Source organism: Streptomyces sp. NPDC059003, from assembly GCF_042740445.1.
GTDB lineage: Bacteria > Actinomycetota > Actinomycetes > Streptomycetales > Streptomycetaceae > Streptomyces.
Window position 1 is genome coordinate 1 of the sequence record NZ_JBHYJH010000073.1, and the last position, 17,368, is coordinate 17,368.

General features: G+C 70.7%; 15 protein-coding genes. 9 read left to right on the forward strand and 6 right to left on the reverse strand.

The window, feature by feature from the left end; translation table 11 throughout:
- The first annotated feature begins 309 nt into the window (after nt 1–309).
- The 8 genes from gap (at nt 310) to ACFWZ5_RS24270 (ending at nt 7,943) form a co-directional block, all read left to right on the forward strand.
- A complete protein-coding gene (gene gap / locus ACFWZ5_RS24235; RefSeq protein WP_384797255.1) occupies nt 310–1,317 on the forward strand; it encodes a type I glyceraldehyde-3-phosphate dehydrogenase in 1,008 nt (335 codons plus the stop codon).
- Nucleotides 1,318–1,436: 119 nt separating this feature from the next.
- Nucleotides 1,437–2,648 (forward strand): phosphoglycerate kinase, encoded by a 1,212-nt coding sequence (locus ACFWZ5_RS24240; protein WP_384797252.1) that lies wholly within the window; start codon nt 1,437–1,439, stop codon nt 2,646–2,648.
- 7 nt (nt 2,649–2,655) lie between these two features.
- Nucleotides 2,656–3,441 carry a triose-phosphate isomerase gene (tpiA, locus tag ACFWZ5_RS24245; RefSeq protein ID WP_384797249.1) on the forward strand — a complete coding sequence of 262 codons (786 nt, stop codon included), beginning with the start codon at nt 2,656–2,658 and terminating at the stop codon, nt 3,439–3,441.
- A gap of 104 nt (nt 3,442–3,545) precedes the next feature.
- The gene (gene secG, locus ACFWZ5_RS24250) at nt 3,546–3,776 is read left to right on the forward strand and encodes a preprotein translocase subunit SecG (RefSeq protein ID WP_029181151.1); all 231 of its coding nucleotides are present in this window, start codon (nt 3,546–3,548) and stop codon (nt 3,774–3,776) included.
- A 260-nt stretch (nt 3,777–4,036) separates the two neighbouring features.
- Complete coding sequence (locus tag ACFWZ5_RS24255) at nt 4,037–4,372, forward strand: RNA polymerase-binding protein RbpA (protein ID WP_003957010.1); 336 nt, start codon at nt 4,037–4,039, stop codon at nt 4,370–4,372.
- 443 nt (nt 4,373–4,815) lie between these two features.
- Nucleotides 4,816–6,468 carry a glucose-6-phosphate isomerase gene (gene pgi, locus ACFWZ5_RS24260; RefSeq protein ID WP_384794639.1) on the forward strand — a complete coding sequence of 551 codons (1,653 nt, stop codon included), beginning with the start codon at nt 4,816–4,818 and terminating at the stop codon, nt 6,466–6,468.
- A gap of 184 nt (nt 6,469–6,652) precedes the next feature.
- Nucleotides 6,653–7,393, forward strand: coding sequence for a hypothetical protein (locus ACFWZ5_RS24265; RefSeq protein ID WP_384794637.1), 741 nt, complete (start codon nt 6,653–6,655; stop codon nt 7,391–7,393).
- A gap of 193 nt (nt 7,394–7,586) precedes the next feature.
- Nucleotides 7,587–7,943: a hypothetical protein gene (locus ACFWZ5_RS24270; RefSeq protein ID WP_384794635.1), complete on the forward strand. Its 357-nt coding sequence runs from the start codon at nt 7,587–7,589 to the stop codon at nt 7,941–7,943.
- An 83-nt stretch (nt 7,944–8,026) separates the two neighbouring features.
- Here ACFWZ5_RS24270 and pgl read toward each other — a convergent pair whose 3' ends face one another.
- From pgl to tkt, 5 genes are read right to left on the reverse strand one after another with little or no spacing between them, the layout of a single operon-like run.
- Entirely contained in the window at nt 8,027–8,827 is an 801-nt protein-coding gene (gene pgl, locus ACFWZ5_RS24275; protein ID WP_384794633.1) for a 6-phosphogluconolactonase, read from the reverse strand.
- On the reverse strand, nt 8,824–9,918 hold the full coding sequence (gene opcA / locus ACFWZ5_RS24280) for a glucose-6-phosphate dehydrogenase assembly protein OpcA (RefSeq protein ID WP_384794631.1): 1,095 nt from the start codon (nt 9,916–9,918) through the stop codon (nt 8,824–8,826). The genes pgl and opcA overlap by 4 nt, the downstream gene beginning before the upstream one ends.
- Nucleotides 9,915–11,438 (reverse strand): glucose-6-phosphate dehydrogenase, encoded by a 1,524-nt coding sequence (gene zwf / locus ACFWZ5_RS24285; RefSeq protein ID WP_384794629.1) that lies wholly within the window; start codon nt 11,436–11,438, stop codon nt 9,915–9,917. Before zwf ends, opcA begins: the two co-directional genes overlap by 4 nt.
- A 4-nt stretch (nt 11,439–11,442) precedes the next feature.
- Nucleotides 11,443–12,561, reverse strand: coding sequence for a transaldolase (gene tal, locus ACFWZ5_RS24290; protein WP_384794627.1), 1,119 nt, complete (start codon nt 12,559–12,561; stop codon nt 11,443–11,445).
- Nucleotides 12,562–12,595: 34 nt separating this feature from the next.
- On the reverse strand, nt 12,596–14,716 hold the full coding sequence (gene tkt, locus ACFWZ5_RS24295) for a transketolase (RefSeq protein WP_384794625.1): 2,121 nt from the start codon (nt 14,714–14,716) through the stop codon (nt 12,596–12,598).
- 424 nt (nt 14,717–15,140) lie between these two features.
- On the opposite strand from tkt, the gene ACFWZ5_RS24300 reads away from it, so the two are divergent.
- Nucleotides 15,141–16,109, forward strand: coding sequence for a heme o synthase (locus ACFWZ5_RS24300; RefSeq protein WP_384794623.1), 969 nt, complete (start codon nt 15,141–15,143; stop codon nt 16,107–16,109).
- 91 nt (nt 16,110–16,200) lie between these two features.
- Here the strand turns inward: ACFWZ5_RS24300 and ACFWZ5_RS24305 are convergent, their stop codons facing one another.
- Entirely contained in the window at nt 16,201–17,301 is a 1,101-nt protein-coding gene (locus ACFWZ5_RS24305; RefSeq protein WP_384794621.1) for a class I adenylate-forming enzyme family protein, read from the reverse strand.
- Nucleotides 17,302–17,368: the final 67 nt, after the last annotated feature.

Genomic DNA, 17,368 nt, shown 5'->3' on the forward strand with positions numbered 1-17,368 from the left:
GCGGACAACCTCGCGGTCTGAGCCGCACCGCGCCAAGGCCCCGCCGACCTGTCGATGGCCCCGCCGATCCGCACGGCGGGGCCTTCGTGCGCCCGAAAACAGGGGGTTCCGCGCTCACCCGTGCACCCCTGTGAAACGGGTGAGCGCAAAGTGAAGCGTGGTGTTTCTCACTACCGGACAGTATTGCCTCCGGGCGCCCGCTCGATGTCACCCAGCGGCCCTCGGAGAGGTAGGGTCGGAGGCGGTCGGGGACATCCCAATACATCTCGCCGGCGTCTCAGACCGGCGTACCAACGAGGAGATCGGTTCGTGACGATCCGCGTAGGCATCAACGGCTTTGGTCGCATCGGGCGCAACTACTTCCGCGCTCTCCTTGAGCAGGGTGCGGACATCGAGATCGTGGCTGTCAACGACCTGGGTGACACCGCGACCACGGCTCACCTGCTCAAGTACGACACCATCCTGGGCCGCCTCAAGGCCGAGGTGTCGCACACCGAGGACACCATCACGGTCGACGGTCACACCATCAAGGTCCTCTCCGAGCGCAACCCCGCGGACATCCCGTGGGGCCAGCTGGGCGTCGACATCGTGATCGAGTCCACCGGCATCTTCACCAAGCGCGAGGACGCCGCCAAGCACCTCGCCGGTGGCGCCAAGAAGGTCCTCATCTCGGCTCCGGCCAAGGACGAGGACATCACCATCGTGATGGGCGTCAACCAGGACAAGTACGACGCGGCGAACCACCACGTCATCTCCAACGCCTCCTGCACCACCAACTGCGTGGCGCCGATGGCCAAGGTCCTCGACGAGAACTTCGGCATCGTCCGCGGCCTGATGACGACCGTCCACGCGTACACGAACGACCAGCGCATCCTGGACTTCCCGCACAAGGACCTGCGCCGCGCCCGCGCCGCCGCCGAGAACATCATCCCGACCACCACCGGCGCCGCCAAGGCCACCGCCCTGGTCCTGCCGCAGCTCAAGGGCAAGCTGGACGGCATCGCCATGCGCGTCCCGGTCCCCACCGGCTCCGCCACGGACCTGGTCGTCGAGCTCTCCCGCGAGGTCACCAAGGACGAGGTCAACGCCGCGTTCAAGAAGGCCGCCGACGGCGAGCTCAAGGGCATCCTGTACTACACCGAGGACGAGATCGTGTCCTCGGACATCGTCAGCGACCCGGCGTCCTGCACCTTCGACTCCTCCCTGACCATGGTCCAGGAGGGCAACTCGGTGAAGATCCTCGGCTGGTACGACAACGAGTGGGGCTACTCCAACCGCCTCGTCGACCTCACGGTCTTCGTCGGCGGCCAGCTCTGAGCCGTCCGCGCTCGTAGAGCAGGCACCATGATGTGCGCGGCAGGGTCCGGACCATGCGAGTCCGGACCCTGCCGCACGTCACAGCCCTCCCAGGAGCCCTTCTCAAGGAGTCCCACCACATGAAGACGATCGACGAACTCCTCGCCGGCGGTGTCGCGGGCAAGCGGGTCTTCGTCCGCGCCGACCTGAACGTGCCGCTGGACGGAACCACCATCACCGACGACGGCCGCATCCGCGCCGTCGTGCCCACCGTCAAGGCCCTCGCCGGCGCGGGCGCCCGCGTGGTCGTCGCCTCGCACCTGGGCCGCCCCAAGGGCGCCCCGGACCCCGCCTTCTCGCTCGCCCCGGCCGCCGCCCGCCTCGGTGAACTCCTGGGCGCGGACGTCTCGTTCGCCACCGACACGGTCGGCGACTCCGCCAAGGCCACCGTCGCGGGCCTCGCCGACGGCCAGGTCGCCGTCGTGGAGAACCTCCGCTTCAACGCCGGTGAGACGGCCAAGGACGACGCCGAGCGCGGCGCCTTCGCCGACCGGCTCGCCGAGCTCGCCGACGTGTACGTGGGCGACGGCTTCGGCGCCGTGCACCGCAAGCACGCGTCCGTCTTCGACCTGCCGGCCCGGCTGCCGCACTACGCCGGCTACCTGATCGCCACCGAGGTCGGCGTCCTCAAGAAGCTCACCGAGGACGTCAAGCGCCCCTACGCGGTCGTGCTCGGCGGCGCCAAGGTCTCCGACAAGCTCGGCGTCATCGACCACCTCCTGGAGAAGGCCGACCGCATCCTCATCGGCGGCGGCATGGCCTACACCTTCCTCAAGGCCCTGGGGCACGAGGTCGGCATCTCGCTCCTGCAGGAGGACCAGGTCCCGGCGGTCAAGGAGTACATGAAGCGCGCCGAGGAGCGCGGCGTGGAGTTCGTCCTCCCCGTCGACGTCCTGGTCTCGGCCGACTTCCCGGACCTGAAGACCAAGGCCCCGGCCAACCCCACCACGGTCGCCGCGACCGCCATCCCGGCCGACCAGGAGGGCCTGGACATCGGTCCGGAGACCCGCAAGCTGTACGCTTCGAAGCTCGCCGACGCGGCCACCGTCTTCTGGAACGGTCCGATGGGTGTCTTCGAGCACCCCGACTACGCCGAGGGCACCAAGGCGGTCGCCCAGGCACTGCTCGACTCGCCGGCCTTCACGGTCGTCGGCGGTGGCGACTCGGCCGCCGCCGTGCGCCTGCTCGGCTTCGACGAGAATGCCTTCGGCCACATTTCGACCGGTGGCGGCGCCTCCCTCGAGTACCTCGAGGGCAAGACGCTCCCCGGCCTCGCCGCACTGGAGAACTGACCCCCTCATGACGAATCAGACCACTCGCACGCCGCTGATGGCGGGCAACTGGAAGATGAACCTCAACCACCTCGAGGCCATCGCCCACGTCCAGAAGCTCGCCTTCGCGCTCGCCGACAAGGACTACGAGGCCGTCGAGGTCGCCGTCCTGCCGCCCTTCACCGACCTGCGCTCCGTGCAGACCCTGGTCGACGGCGACAAGCTCAAGATCAAGTACGGCGCCCAGGACATCTCGGCGTCCGACTCCGGCGCGTACACCGGTGAGATCTCGGGCCCGATGCTCTCCAAGCTGAAGTGCACGTACGTGGCCGTCGGCCACTCCGAGCGCCGCCAGTACCACAACGAGAGCGACGAGCTCTGCAACGCCAAGGTCAAGGCGGCCTTCAAGCACGGCATCACGCCGATCCTGTGCGTCGGCGAGGAGCTGGAGATCCGTGAGGCGGGCAACGCCGTCGCGCACACGCTCGCGCAGGTCGAGGGCGGCCTCAAGGACCTCCCGGCCGAGCAGGCCGAGTCGATCGTGATCGCGTACGAGCCCGTCTGGGCCATCGGCACCGGCAAGGTCTGCGGCGCCGACGACGCGCAGGAGGTCTGCGCGGCCATCCGCGGCAAGCTCGCCGAGCTGTACACGCAGGACGTGGCCGACAAGATCCGCATCCAGTACGGCGGCTCCGTGAAGTCCGGCAACGTCGCCGAGATCATGGCGAAGCCCGACATCGACGGCGCCCTGGTGGGCGGCGCGTCCCTGGACGCCGACGAGTTCGTCAAGATCGTTCGCTTCGGCGAGCAGTGAGTATGCGGTAGCGGCGATACGTCGTACCCTTGCGGGGGCCGGGTGGCTTGCCATCGGGCCCCCGTCGTCGATTCAGATCCGAGGAAGTTGGTCCAGCCGTGGTTATGGGGTTCTCGATCGCCCTGATCGTCTTCAGCCTGCTGATGATGCTGCTGGTGCTGATGCACAAGGGCAAGGGCGGCGGACTTTCCGACATGTTCGGTGGCGGAATGCAGTCGTCGGTCGGCGGGTCCTCGGTCGCCGAGCGCAACCTCGACCGCATCACCGTCGTGGTCGGTCTGCTCTGGTTCGCCTGCATTGTCGTGCTCGGCATCCTCATGAAGGTGAACAACTGAGACACCCGACCGCAGGCGCGGCCCGTCCGCCCCGCCACGGCGGTCCCGCCCTGAAGTCCCGCTCATAGCCCCATGTTCCGTACGCGCCCGCGCGCGCGGCTTATCATGGGGCTTGCGTGTCGGGGTGGGGTGTAACTCCCAACACTGGACGCGCGTTGGGCCTTACGTAGACTGAGGCGCCCGCAGCGGAGCCGGCAGTCGACCCCGCGGCGCAGCCGCCGTTCGACACAGGCAGCACCATCACGCAGGGAGTTACGACCGTGGCAAGTGGCAACGCGATCCGTGGTAGCCGGGTCGGGGCGGGGCCGATGGGCGAGGCCGAGCGCGGCGAGTCCGCGCCACGACTGCGCATCTCCTTCTGGTGCTCGAACGGGCATGAGACGCAGCCGAGCTTCGCCAGCGACGCCCAGGTCCCCGACACCTGGGACTGCCCCCGCTGCGGCTTTCCGGCAGGCCAGGACCGGGACAACCCGCCGGACCCGCCGCGCACCGAGCCGTACAAGACGCACCTCGCGTACGTCCGCGAGCGGCGCAGCGACGCGGACGGCGAGGCGATCCTCGCCGAGGCGCTCGCGAAACTGCGGGGCGAGATCTAGAAGTTGACGGCCGGGGGGGCGCCCACCGGGTGCCCCCCCGCGCCGGGGCGGGCGCCCCCGCACCGGAGTCTTTGTGGTGGTGCTTTTTCTTGGGGGCGGGCGGCGGGCCCCCCCCCGGCCCCCGGGCCGGAGCCGTTACGGCGCCGCGCTCTCGGGTGACTGTCAGTGGTGCCCCCTACCGTGGTGGGTGGATCGTGAATCGCCCGACGAGCGGGGGGAGTTGTGGTGCTCCTGCACATCCCCGCGCATCGCCGCGCCCGCGCGCCCGCCGAGGTCGGCGGGGGTGCGCTCGACGTCGCCCTCGCCGCCGGGGCGGCACACCTATTCCCAAGTCGGCCGACAGCGGACAGACGCCTCAAACCGCACGCTGATCAACTAGGTTGGGGAGGGCAGCGGGGCGTACGCACGGTACTCAGGTTGTACGAGAGAAGGCTGAAGTCCAGATGAATGCAGATGGCCGCACGAAGCTCACTCAGATGGCCGAGTGGACCGCTCTGGCCAAGCACCGGGAGCAGCTGGGGGAGGTGCAGCTGCGGGAGCTGTTCGCCGCCGACCCGGCGCGCGGCACCGGGTACACCCTCCAGGTCGGCGACCTGCACGTCGACTACTCCAAGCACCTGGTGACCGACGAGACCCTGGCGCTGCTCCGCGACCTCGCCGCGGCGACGGACGTCTTCGGGCTGCGGGACGCCATGTTCCGCGGCGAGAAGATCAACACGACGGAGGGCCGCGCGGTCCTGCACACCGCGCTGCGCGCCCCGCGCGAGGCGGCCGTCGAGGTCGACGGCGAGAACGTGGTGCCGGGCGTGCACGCCGTGCTCGACAAGATGTCCGCCTTCGCCGAGCAGATCCGCTCCGGCGCCTGGACCGGCCACACCGGCAAGCGCATCAAGAACGTCGTCAACGTCGGCATCGGCGGCTCCGACCTCGGCCCGGCCATGGCGTACGAGGCGCTGCGCGCCTTCACGGACCGCGACCTGACCGTCCGCTTCGTCTCCAACGTCGACGGCGCCGACCTGCACGAGGCGGTGCGGGACCTGGACGCGGCGGAGACGCTGTTCATCATCGCCTCGAAGACGTTCACGACGATCGAGACGATCACGAACGCCACGTCCGCGCGGGACTGGCTCCTCACCGAGCTGCGCGCCGACCAGAGCGCGGTCGCCAAGCACTTCGTGGCCCTGTCGACGAACGCCGAGAAGGTGGCGGACTTCGGCATCGACACGGCCAACATGTTCGAGTTCTGGGACTGGGTCGGCGGGCGCTACTCGTACGACTCGGCGATCGGGCTCTCGCTGATGATCGCCATCGGCCCGGACCGGTTCCGGGAGATGCTCGACGGCTTCCACCTCGTCGACGAGCACTTCCGCACGGCGCCCGCCGAGGCCAACGTGCCGCTGCTGCTCGGCCTCCTCGGCATCTGGTACGGCAACTTCCACGACGCGCAGTCGCACGCGGTGCTTCCGTACTCGCACTACCTGTCCAAGTTCACCGCGTACCTGCAGCAGCTGGACATGGAGTCCAACGGCAAGTCCGTGGACCGCGACGGCGATCCGGTCGGATGGCAGACGGGACCGGTCGTGTGGGGCACGCCCGGCACGAACGGGCAGCACGCTTACTACCAGCTGATCCACCAGGGCACGAAGCTGATCCCGGCCGACTTCATCGGCTTCGCCGAGCCGGTCGCGGACCTGCGGCCGGGCCTGGTCGCCCAGCACGACCTGCTGATGGCCAACTTCTTCGCGCAGACGCAGGCCCTCGCCTTCGGCAAGACGCCGGACGAGGTGCGCGCTGAGGGCGTGGCGGAGGAGCTCGTCCCGCACAAGACGTTCAAGGGCAACCACCCGACGACGACGATCCTCGCGCGCGAGCTCACCCCGTCGGTCCTCGGCCAGCTGATCGCGCTGTACGAGCACAAGGTGTTCGTGCAAGGAGCCGTATGGAACATCGACTCGTTCGACCAGTGGGGCGTGGAGCTCGGTAAGGTCCTGGCCAAGCGGGTGGAGCCCGCACTGACCGAGGGCACCGACGTGCCGGGGCTCGACGCGTCCACGCAGGCCCTGGTCGCCAAGTACCGGGAGCTGCGCGGGCGTTGAGCCCTGCACTCGGGCGTTGAGCCCCGCACGAGGGTCCCCCGGGCCGCACGTAGGGCCCGGGGGATTCCCGTAGCGTGACCGACGGACCCTCGCAGGGACCGGAGGATTCCGGTGCGCCCGCCGGTCGCCGTCGCCTACGATCCCGGCATCGACTGCTCGCAGTGCCATCGGGGGAGGCATCGGCATGAGCCGCACCGGGACCGTGAACAGGGAGCGTTCGCTGCTGTGGCCCAAGGAGGCGGCGCAGTGGGTCTTCGCCCCGGCCTGGCTGCCCGATCCGGTCGACCCGCTGGTGGAGGGCCTCAAGCGGTACCGGGTCGTCGCGGGCCTGATCGCGGCGTGTGGTGTCTACACCGTCGTGGCCGGGGGCTTCGACGTCTCGGAGGCCCTGGAGAACCTCGTCGTGGCCTCGCTGGTGCTGCTGATCGTCACGCCCCTGACCGTGGGCGCGATGCTGTTCGTCTGGCGCCGCAGCGGCCCCCTGGCCGCGCTCAGGGGCCCGCTGTTCGCGTCACTGCGGCTGCTCCTCGGGTTCATCGCGGCCGTCATCGGCACGGTGCTGCTGCTCGGCCAGGGCGGCGGCATCACGGGCCCCGGCATCTTCGTCGTGGCACCCGTCGTCTTCTGGCTCATGGCCTTCGTCATCCGCGCCGCCGTCCAGATCAACCGCAACTTCTTCGGCACCGCGGCCGTCCACCGCTGTCTGCCGCCCCTGCTCGCGACGGTCACGACCTGGCTGATGGCCCTGCCCGACCTCGTCACCGGTGATCTGCACGGCCTGAGCCTGACCATGGGAGCGATCTTCATCCTGGGCGCGCCCGTGACGGTCACCGGCATCGCCCTCCTCGAAATGCACCGCCTCCGCCGCTTCCACGGCATCCGCCTGCTGGCCCACCCCCACCTGCGGGGCCATGCCTCGGGGTGACAGAGGCCCGGGCTGAAGGGGCGCCCGGCACCCACGTTCACCCGGACGGCTGCCGCCCGGCGACGGCCAGGGATGGCGCGGTCGGGGCCGGAGCGACGCACAGGGCCCGCCGCAGCGCGGGTACCCAGGGTGGTCCGCGCCTGTCCCGCCCCCGCCCAAGAAGCGCCGGGTCTGGCCCTGGGTGCTCCTGGGTGTGGCCCTGCTGCTCGCAGGCGGTTGCGCGGCGCTGATCGTGACGATCGGGTACGAGGTCGACAAGGAGTCGAAGCGCGAGGTCACCGTCACGTACGAGGTGACAGGTGACGCCAAGGGCCTCACGATCACCTACTCGACCTACAGCGACGGCGCTCTCGCGGTGAACCAGGTGAGTGACGTCGACCCGCCGTGGCACGAGGAACTGACGACGAACGGGTTCGTCAAGGGCGGGAGGCTCGTCGTCACCACGGGTGCCTCCGGCGGCACGGTCCACTGCAAGGCCACCGCCGACGGGACCACGCGCACCGCCATGGCCAGCGGGACCTTCGCCACCGCCGTCTGTGACGGCTTCTGAGGACAGCATGCCGACGGGCCCCGCTCCGGGAGAGGAGCGGGGCCCGTCGGCGAACACCGCACACGGCGGTGCGCGTCAGCCGGTCAGGGCGACGCCGGGGGATACAGGTCCCGCGGCAGCTGGGACGCCGCCGCCGCGTCCAGGAGCCACAGGGTGCGGGAGCGGCCGTGGGCGCCCGCTGCCGGGGCCTGGACCTCGCCCGCGCCCGAGAGGGCGATGGCCGCGGCCTTCGCCTTGTCCTCGCCCGCCGCGAGCAGCCACACCTCGCGGGCCGACCGGATCGCCGGAAGGGTCAGCGAGATGCGGGTGGGCGGCGGCTTCGGCGCGCCGTGCACGCCGACGACCATGCGCTCGGTCTCCCGCACCGCGGGCAGCTCCGGGAACAGCGACGCGACGTGCGTGTCCGGGCCGACGCCCAGCATCAGGACGTCGAACGTCGGCACGGGGCCATGGTCCTCGGGACCGGCCGCCGCCGCGAGCTCCGCCGCGTACGCCGCCGCTGCCGCGTCCGCGCCGTCCCCGTCGACGCCCACCGCGTACGGGCCGTCCGACGCGGGCATCGGATGCACCCGCGCCGGATCGAGCGGCACCGAGTCGAGGAGCGCCTCGCGGGCCTGCGTGTGGTTGCGCTCCGGGTCGCCCTCCGGCAGGAACCGCTCGTCGCCCCACCACAGGTCGAGCCGCGACCAGTCCACGGCGTCGCGCGCGGGCGCCGAACTCAGCGCCGCGAGCAGGCCGTTGCCGTTGCGGCCGCCCGTGAGCACCACGGAGGCGAAGCCGCGGGCCGCCTGGGCGTCGACGATCTTCGTGATCAGACGGGCCGCGGCGGCCTGCGCCATCAGCTCCTTGTCTCGGTGGACGACGAGCTGCGGAGCCGTACTCACTTGGCGGCCGCCTTCTTGGCCGGAGCCTTCTTCGCGGCGGCCGGCTTCTTCGACTCCGGGCCGTCTCCTGCCGGGGCCGCGTCCGAGTTCGCGTCGGCGGTCTTGGCCGCTCCCGCCGTGGACTCCGGCGCGGTCGCGTCCGAGGACGCCATCGGTCCCGCCGCCGCCTCGCCGAGCCGGTCCACGCCGAACTTCAGCGCCGACGCGTACGTGTCGTCGGGGTCGAGGCGCCGCAGCTCCTCCGCGATCAGCTCGGACGTCTCGCGGCGCTTGAGCGCCACCGCGCGGTCCGGCTGGCCCTGGATGGAGAGCGTGGCGAGCGAGCCGTCCGCCCGGTCGAGCACGATCGGGCCGCAGTTCGTCTCCATGCGGACGCCGGTCAGGCCCGGGCCCGTGGACAGGGTGCGCTTCACCGGCACGGCGAGCCGGTCGGCGAGCCACATCGCGAGCAGCTCGACGCTCGGGTTGAACTCCTCGCCCTCCACCTCGGCGGCCGTGACCTCGCACGTGACCTGGTCGAGCGCGGCCGCGAGCATGGAGCGCCACGGCGTGATGCGGGTCCAGGACAGGTCGGTGTCGCCCGGGTGGTAGGACTCTGCGCGCGCGGTGAGCTCCTGGATGGGCTGCTCGGCGGCGTACGTGTCCGTCACGCGGCGCTGGGCGAGCGCGCCCAGCGGGTCGCCCACGGGGTCGAGCGGCGCGTTGACCGGCCACCACGCGACGACCGGCGCGTCCGGGAGGAGCAGCGGCAGGACCACCGACTGGGCGTGGTTCAGGACCTCGCCGTACAGGCGCAGGATGACCGTTTCGCCCGTGCCCGCGTCCGCGCCCACGCGCACCTCGGCGTCGAGGCGCGACGACGTGCGGTCGCGCGGCGAGCGCGAGACGCGCTTGATGACGACGAGGGTGCGCGAGGGGTGCTCGCGCGAGGCCTCGTTCGCGGCCCGCAGGGCGTCGTACGCGTTCTCCTCGTCGGTGACGATGACGAGGGTGAGGACCATGCCGACGGCCGGCGTGCCGATCGCGCGGCGGCCCTGCACGAGCGCCTTGTTGATCTTGCTGGCCGTGGTGTCCGTAAGGTCGATCTTCATGGCCGACGCCAGCTCCGTCCGTCTCGTGCGAGCATTTCGTCCGCCTCGACCGGGCCCCACGTTCCGGCCGGGTACTGCGCGGGCGTGCCGTTGGCGTCCCAGTACTCCTCGATCGGGTCGAGGATCTTCCAGGACAGCTCGACCTCCTCCGTGCGCGGGAAGAGGTTGGCGTCGCCGAGCAGGACGTCCAGGATGAGGCGCTCGTACGCCTCCGGGCTGGACTCGGTGAAGGACTCGCCGTACGCGAAGTCCATCGACACGTCCCTGATCTCCATGGACGTGCCCGGCACCTTCGAGCCGAAGCGGACCGTGATGCCCTCGTCCGGCTGGACGCGGATCACGATCGCGTTCTGCCCGAGCTCCTCCGTCGCCGTGTGGTCGAAGGGGGAGTGCGGGGCGCGCTGGAAGACGACCGCGATCTCCGTGACGCGGCGGCCGAGGCGCTTGCCGGTGCGCAGGTAGAAGGGGACGCCCGCCCAGCGGCGGTTGTCCACCTCCAGCTTGACGGCGGCGTACGTGTCGGTCTTCGACTTGGGGTCGATGCCGTCTTCCTGGAGGTAGCCGACGGCCTTCTCGCCGCCCTGCCACCCGGCCGCGTACTGCCCGCGCACCGTGTCGCGGCCCAGGTCCTTCGGGAGCCGCACCGCGCCGAGCACCTTGGCCTTCTCGGCGACGAGCGCGTCCGCGTCGAAGGAGGCGGGCTCCTCCATGGCCGTGAGCGCCATCAGCTGGAGCAGGTGGTTCTGGATCACGTCACGGGCGGCGCCGATGCCGTCGTAGTAGCCGGCGCGGCCGCCGATGCCGATGTCCTCGGCCATGGTGATCTGCACGTGGTCGACGTACGACCGGTTCCAGATCGGCTCGAACATCTGGTTGGCGAAGCGGAGCGCCAGGATGTTCTGGACGGTCTCCTTGCCCAGGTAGTGGTCGATCCGGAAGACCTGGTCCGGCGAGAAGACCTCGTGGACGATGCGGTTCAGGTCCTCGGCCGACTCCAGGTCGTGCCCGAAGGGCTTCTCGATGACCGCCCGGCGCCAGGAGCCGTCCGGGGCGTCCGCGAGCCCGTGCTTCTTCAGCTGCTGCACGACCTGCGGGAAGAACTTCGGCGGCACGGAGAGGTAGAAGGCGAAGTTGCCGCCCGTGCCCTGCTTCTTGTCCAGGTCCTGGATGGTCGCCTTCAGCTGCTCGAAGGCGTCGTCGTCGTCGAAGTTGCCCTGGACGAAGCGCATGCCCTGGATGAGCTGCTGCCAGACCTCCTCGCGGAAGGGCGTGCGCGCGTGCTCCTTGACCGCGTCGTGCACCTCCTGCGCGAAGTCCTCGTCCTGCCACTCGCGGCGGGCGAAGCCGATGAGCGAGAAGCCCGGCGGGAGGAGCCCGCGGTTGGCCAGGTCGTACACGGCGGGCATCAGCTTTTTACGGGACAAATCGCCCGTGACGCCAAAGATGACCAGGCCCGACGGCCCCGCGATGCGCGGGAGCCGTCGGTCCGCGGCGTCACGCAGCGGATTGCTGCTTGACAAGGTTTCAGCCCTCCGAAGGGGCGAGGCGCTTCAGCTCCGCCTCGGTCGACTCGAGCAGGTCGTTCCAGGACGCCTCGAACTTCTCGACGCCCTCGTCCTCGAGGAGCTGCACGACCTCGTCGTAGCTGATCCCGAGCTTCTCGACGGCCTCGATCTCGGCGCGCGACTGGTCGTACGTCCCGGCGATCGTGTTGCCCGTGATCTGCCCGTGGTCGGCGGTGGCCTCCAGGGTGGCCTCCGGCATGGTGTTGACCGTGCCCGGGGCGACCAGGTCGTCGACGTACAGCGTGTCCTTGTACGCCTTGTCCTTCACGCCCGTCGACGCCCACAGCGGGCGCTGCTTGTTGGCGTGCGCCTTGTCCAGGGCGGCCCAGCGGTCCGAGGAGAAGACCTCCTCGTACGCCTCGTACGCGAGGCGGGCGTTGGCCAGGGCGGCCTTGCCGCGCGCGGCCTTGGCCTCGTCGGTGCCCAGCTTGTCGATGCGCTTGTCGATCTCGGTGTCCACGCGGGACACGAAGAACGACGCCACCGAGTGGATCTTCGAAAGGTCCAGGCCGCGCTCCTTGGCCTTCTCCAGGCCCGCCAGGTACGCCGCCATGACCTCGCGGTAGCGCTCCAGGGAGAAGATCAGCGTCACGTTGACGCTGATGCCGAGGCCGATGACCTCGGTGATCGCCGGGAGGCCCGCCTTGGTGGCCGGAATCTTGATCAGCGTGTTCGGCCGGTCCACCAGCCACGCCAGCTGCTTGGCCTCGGCGACCGTCGCCGCCGTGTTGTGCGCGAGGCGCGGGTCGACCTCGATGGACACCCGGCCGTCCTGGCCCTCGGTCGCGTCGAACACCGGACGCAGGATGTCGGCGGCGTCCCGGACGTCCGCCGTGGTGATCATGCGGATCGCCTCTTCGACGGTGACCTTGCGCGCGGCGAGGTCGGCGAGCTGCTGCTCGTAGCCGTCGCCGGACGAGATCGCCTTCTGGAAGATCGACGGGTTGGTCGTGACGCCCACGACGTGCTGCTGGTCGATCAGTTCGGCGAGGTTGCCGGACGTGATCCGCTTGCGCGACAGGTCGTCCAGCCAGATCGCGACGCCTTCGTCGGAGAGGCGCTTGAGTGCGTCTGTCATGGAATTACATCTCCTACTTGGTCGTATATGGGCGTCAGCGCTGAGCTGCGGCGATCCCCGTAGTTGAATCAAGCACAGCCCGGGCCGCGGCGGCGATCGCGTCGGCGGTGAAACCGAACTCGCGGAAGAGCACCTTGCCGTCCGCCGAAGCACCGAAGTGCTCAAGGGACACGATGCGGCCCGCGTCGCCGACGTACTTGTGCCAGGTCAGGCCGATGCCCGCCTCGACGGCCACGCGCGCCTTCACGGCGGGCGGCAGCACGCTGTCGCGGTACCCCTGGTCCTGCTCCTCGAACCACTCCACCGACGGCATCGAGACGACCCGCGTCGGCACGCCCGCGGCCTGCAGCTGCTCGCGCGCCTCGACCGCCAGGTGCACCTCGGAGCCGGTGCCGATCAGGACGACCTCGGGCGCTGTGTTCTGCCCGGAGGGCCCTTCGGCCTCGAAGAGCACGTAACCGCCCTTCGCCGCGTCCTCGTTGGCCTCGTACGTCGGCACGCCCTGGCGGGTGAGCGCAAGGCCGTGCGGGGCGCCCTTGCCGAACACCTTCGTGTAGCGCTTGAGGATCTCGCGCCACGCGATCGCGGTCTCGTTGGCGTCCGCGGGGCGGACCACGTTCAGGCCCGGGATGGCGCGCAGCGACGCCAGGTGCTCGACCGGCTGGTGCGTCGGGCCGTCCTCGCCGAGGCCGATGGAGTCGTGCGTCCACACGTACGTCACCGGCAGGTGCATCAGCGCGGACAGGCGCACGGCGTTGCGCATGTAGTCGGAGAACACCAGGAAGGTGCCGCCGTAGATGCGGGTGTTGCCGTGCAGCGCGATGCCGTTCATCTCCGCGGCCATGGAGTGCTCGCGGATGCCGTAGTGGATCGTGCGGCCGTACGGGTGCGCCTCGGGCAGCGGGTTGTCCGCGGGCAGGAACGACGACGTCTTGTCGATCGTGGTGTTGTTCGAGCCCGCGAGGTCGGCGGAGCCGCCCCACAGCTCGGGGATCACCGCGCCGAGCGCCTGCAGGACCTTGCCGGACGCGGCACGCGTCGCGACGCCCTTGCCCGCCTCGAAGACCGGGAGCTTCTCCTCCCAGCCCGCGGGCAGCTCACCGGCGGCGATCCGGTCGAACTCGGCCGCGCGCCCGGCGTTCGCGGTGCGCCAGGCGGCGAAGGACTTCTCCCACTCGGCCTTGGCCTGGGCACCGCGGTCGAGCGCCTCGCGGGTGTGTGCGAGGACCTCGTCGGCGACCTCGAAGGTCTGCTCCGGGTCGAAGCCCAGGACGCGCTTGGTGGCCGCGACCTCCTCGTCACCGAGCGCCGAGCCGTGCGCGGCCTCGGTGTTCTGCGCGTTCGGGGCGGGCCAGGCGATGATCGAGCGCATCGCGATGAAGGACGGCTTGTCCGTCACGGCCTTGGCGGCCTGGATCGCGGCGTAGAGGGCGGCCGGGTCGAGGTCGCCGTTCTCCTTCGGCTGTACGCGCTGCACGTGCCAGCCGTACGCCTCGTACCGCTTGATCGTGTCCTCGGAGACCGCGGTCTCCGTGTCGCCCTCGATCGAGATGTGGTTGTCGTCCCACAGCAGGATCAGATTGCCGAGCTTCTGGTGCCCGGCCATGGAGGACGCCTCGGCGGAGATGCCCTCCTGGAGGCAGCCGTCACCGGCGATCGCGTAGATGAAGTGGTCGAACGGCGACTCGCCGGCCGCGGCGTCCGGGTCGAAGAGGCCGCGCTCGTAGCGGGCGGCCATGGCCATGCCCACGGCGTTGGCGACGCCCTGGCCGAGCGGGCCCGTCGTCGTCTCGACGCCGACCGTGTGGCCGTACTCCGGGTGCCCGGGGGTCTTCGAGCCCCAGGTGCGGAACGCCTTGAGGTCGTCGAGCTCAAGGCCGAAACCGGCCAGGTACAGCTGGACGTACAGCGTCAGGGACGAGTGGCCCGCGGAGAGCACGAACCGGTCGCGGCCCGTCCAGTCGGCGTCCGCCGGGTCGTGCCGCATCACCTTCTGGAACAAGGTGTACGCGGCGGGCGCGAGGCTCATGGCCGTACCCGGATGGCCGTTGCCGACCTTCTGTACGGAATCCATGGCCAGGACGCGGGCGGTGTCGACTGCCCGCTGGTCCAGATCGGTCCACTCGAGGTCTGTGGTGGTCGGCTTGGTGCTCACCCTGGGTCAGGGCTCCTCTCCACATGTCGAATGCCGGTGGCGTATGGATCGCACCGGCCGCTGTCGAGCCTACCCCTGTAAGAACGTGCATTTTTTCGAGTCATTCCAGACTGCCGGGACGCGCCACGATCCGCCTCCTGAACGGGCCGTACCGCTTTCACCATGTGAATAAGGAGCCGCTCATCTGGTCGCCTTTTCCGGTGAGCGGCGCACGGCCGCGCGCGCCCCGCCGCGACCGCCCCACCTGCCCGCGCGCCCCTGTTCCACCCGCTTGCCGCAGCGCCGCGAGAACACCGCTCGTCTGGCCGCCCAACACGAACCCACCCCCGCGAAGGGCGAGGTATGGGCAACGTCTAAAGTGGCGTGGTACGCGCGAGCCTTTACCGGAACTTCATGTCTGAAGGTCCGACGTGGGCTCGCTGGGATGTCTCTGTCAGGGGTGTGCGTGACGGCCGTTGAATCCCGTCCAGCGGGGCTACTCGGGACGGACCAGAGCCCGAGCCACCGGCCGTTCGGGGCCCGTGTCAAGGCGTTCGTGGAGCTGACCAAGCCGCGGATCATCGAGCTCCTGCTGATCACCACGGTGCCGGTGATGTTCCTCGCCGAGCAGGGCGTGCCCGACCTGAAGCTGGTGCTCATCACCTGCCTCGGCGGCTACCTCTCCGCGGGCGGCGCCAACGCGCTCAACATGTGGTACGACCGCGACATCGACGCCCTGATGGAGCGCACGTCGCAGCGGCCGCTCGTCACCGGGATGGTCAGCCCCCGCGAGTGCCTGGCCTTCGGCATCTCGCTCGCGGTGATCTCCACGCTCCTGTTCGGCCTGACCGTCAACTGGCTCTCGGCCTGGCTCTCGCTCGGGGCGCTGCTCTTCTACGTGGTCGTCTACACGATGATCCTCAAGCGCCGCACCGCGCAGAACATCGTCTGGGGCGGCATCGCGGGCTGTCTGCCCGTCCTCATCGGCTGGTCGTCGGTCACCAACTCCATGTCGTGGGCGCCGATCATCCTCTTCCTGGTGATGTTCTTCTGGACGCCGCCGCACTACTGGCCGCTGTCCATGAAGGTCAAGGAGGACTACGCGCGCGTGGGCGTGCCGATGCTCCCCGTCATCGCCTCCAACAAGGTGGTCGCGCGGCAGATCGTCATCTACAGCTGGGTGATGGTCGCGGTGTCGCTCCTGCTGACCCCGCTCGGCTACACCGGCTGGTTCTACACCGCGGTCGCCCTGGCCGCGGGCGGCTGGTGGCTGTGGGAGGCGCACGCGCTGCAGAACCGCGCCAAGGCGGAGGCGACGGGCGGCAAGCTCAAGGAGATGCGCCTCTTCCACTGGTCGATCACCTACGTCTCGCTGCTGTTCGTGGCCGTCGCGGTGGACCCCTTCCTGCGCTAGCCCCCGGCGGTGCCCGCATACGGTGCCCAGGCCCCGTCGCCCTCAGGGCGGCGGGGCTTCGTGCTGTCCCCCTCCAACGTCGACTTCGACGTCAACGCTCGGCGAGGTACAGATAGCCGTCCTCGTCGCGCCGGGCCGCGCGCCCCGTACGGAACCAGCCGTCCCGCAGCACCGCGTCCGTGGCCCGCTTGTCCCGGAAGTACCCGTCGAAGAGCTGCGGCCCGCGCACCCACAGCTCGCCGGGCGCGAGGCGGACGTCCACGTCGGGAGCGGGCACGCCGCAGGTGCCCGGCCGGGCGCGGACGTCGGCGTGGTCGAGGACGGCGATGTCACCCGCCTCGGGCGTGCTGAGGAAGGCCCGGACCCGGGCGCCCGGGGTCGCCGTGCGGACGGCCTCCAGGAGCCGTGGCGGCACCGTCGGCCCCGCCGTCTCGGTGTCGGCGAGGCGCAGGGTGGCCAGGTGGTGCGGGGCCGTGTCCAGGACCGCCTGCCACGTCGCGGGCGCGCACACGAGCCGCTCCGCGCGGTGCTCCCGTACGGCGGCACAGATCGTCGACGGGTCCGGGTGCTCGGGAAGGATCACGGTTCCCCTGGCCCGCCACTGCCGAAGCAGCGTCGTCCAGACCGCCCAGTGCCCCGACGGGAGCCCGCACACCAGGACGCCGTGCGGCGCGGGGCGGCACCCGGCGTTGGCACGCCACACGCTCGCGCGATGCGACAGGACGACGCCGCGCGGGCGCCCGGCCGTGGGATAGAGCACGACGTGCGGATCGCGTTCCTCGGGCGAGAGCCGCGGCGGCTCCCCAGGGGCGTCGGCCAGGTCGGGGAGTACGACCTGTCGTACCCCCGGACCCGCGGTGCACCGCGCCTGCTCCGCGTCCGTCACGAGGAGCCGCGGGCGGGCCGCGCGCACGATCCCGGTGGCCGCCGCCCCCGGAGCGACCGGCACGAACACCACCCCCGCCCGTGCGGCCCCGGCGAACAGGGCCAGGGCGTCGAGCGAGGTACCGGCCAGGCACACGACGCGGTCGCCGCGCCGGACGCCCCGCGCGGCAAGCCCGCCGACGGCCCGGTCGGCCGCGGCGTCGAGCTCCGCGAAGGTGAGCACGCGCTCGCCGAGCCGGACGGCCGCGCGGCGCGGGGCGGCGCGGGCCGCCGAGCGCAGGACCTCGCCGACCAGCAGACCGGGCATGCCTCGTCCTACCACGCCCCACGACAGGGCGGAACCGCCGCGCGGAGCGCGGCGCCACCGTGGCCGA

Excerpts from the sequence above, each read along its gene's own strand:
- ACFWZ5_RS24240 (WP_384797252.1), top strand. The coding sequence starts at position 1,437 with ATGAAGACGATCGACGAACTCCTCGCCGGCGGTGTCGCGGGCAAGCGG.
- tpiA (WP_384797249.1), top strand. The coding sequence starts at position 2,656 with ATGACGAATCAGACCACTCGCACGCCGCTGATGGCGGGCAACTGGAAG.
- secG (WP_029181151.1), top strand. The coding sequence starts at position 3,546 with ATGGGGTTCTCGATCGCCCTGATCGTCTTCAGCCTGCTGATGATGCTG.
- pgi (WP_384794639.1), top strand. The coding sequence starts at position 4,816 with ATGAATGCAGATGGCCGCACGAAGCTCACTCAGATGGCCGAGTGGACC.
- ACFWZ5_RS24265 (WP_384794637.1), top strand. The coding sequence starts at position 6,653 with ATGAGCCGCACCGGGACCGTGAACAGGGAGCGTTCGCTGCTGTGGCCC.
- opcA (WP_384794631.1), bottom strand. The coding sequence starts at position 9,918 with ATGAAGATCGACCTTACGGACACCACGGCCAGCAAGATCAACAAGGCG.
- tal (WP_384794627.1), bottom strand. The coding sequence starts at position 12,561 with ATGACAGACGCACTCAAGCGCCTCTCCGACGAAGGCGTCGCGATCTGG.
- ACFWZ5_RS24300 (WP_384794623.1), top strand. The coding sequence starts at position 15,141 with ATGTCTCTGTCAGGGGTGTGCGTGACGGCCGTTGAATCCCGTCCAGCG.
- ACFWZ5_RS24305 (WP_384794621.1), bottom strand. The coding sequence starts at position 17,301 with ATGCCCGGTCTGCTGGTCGGCGAGGTCCTGCGCTCGGCGGCCCGCGCC.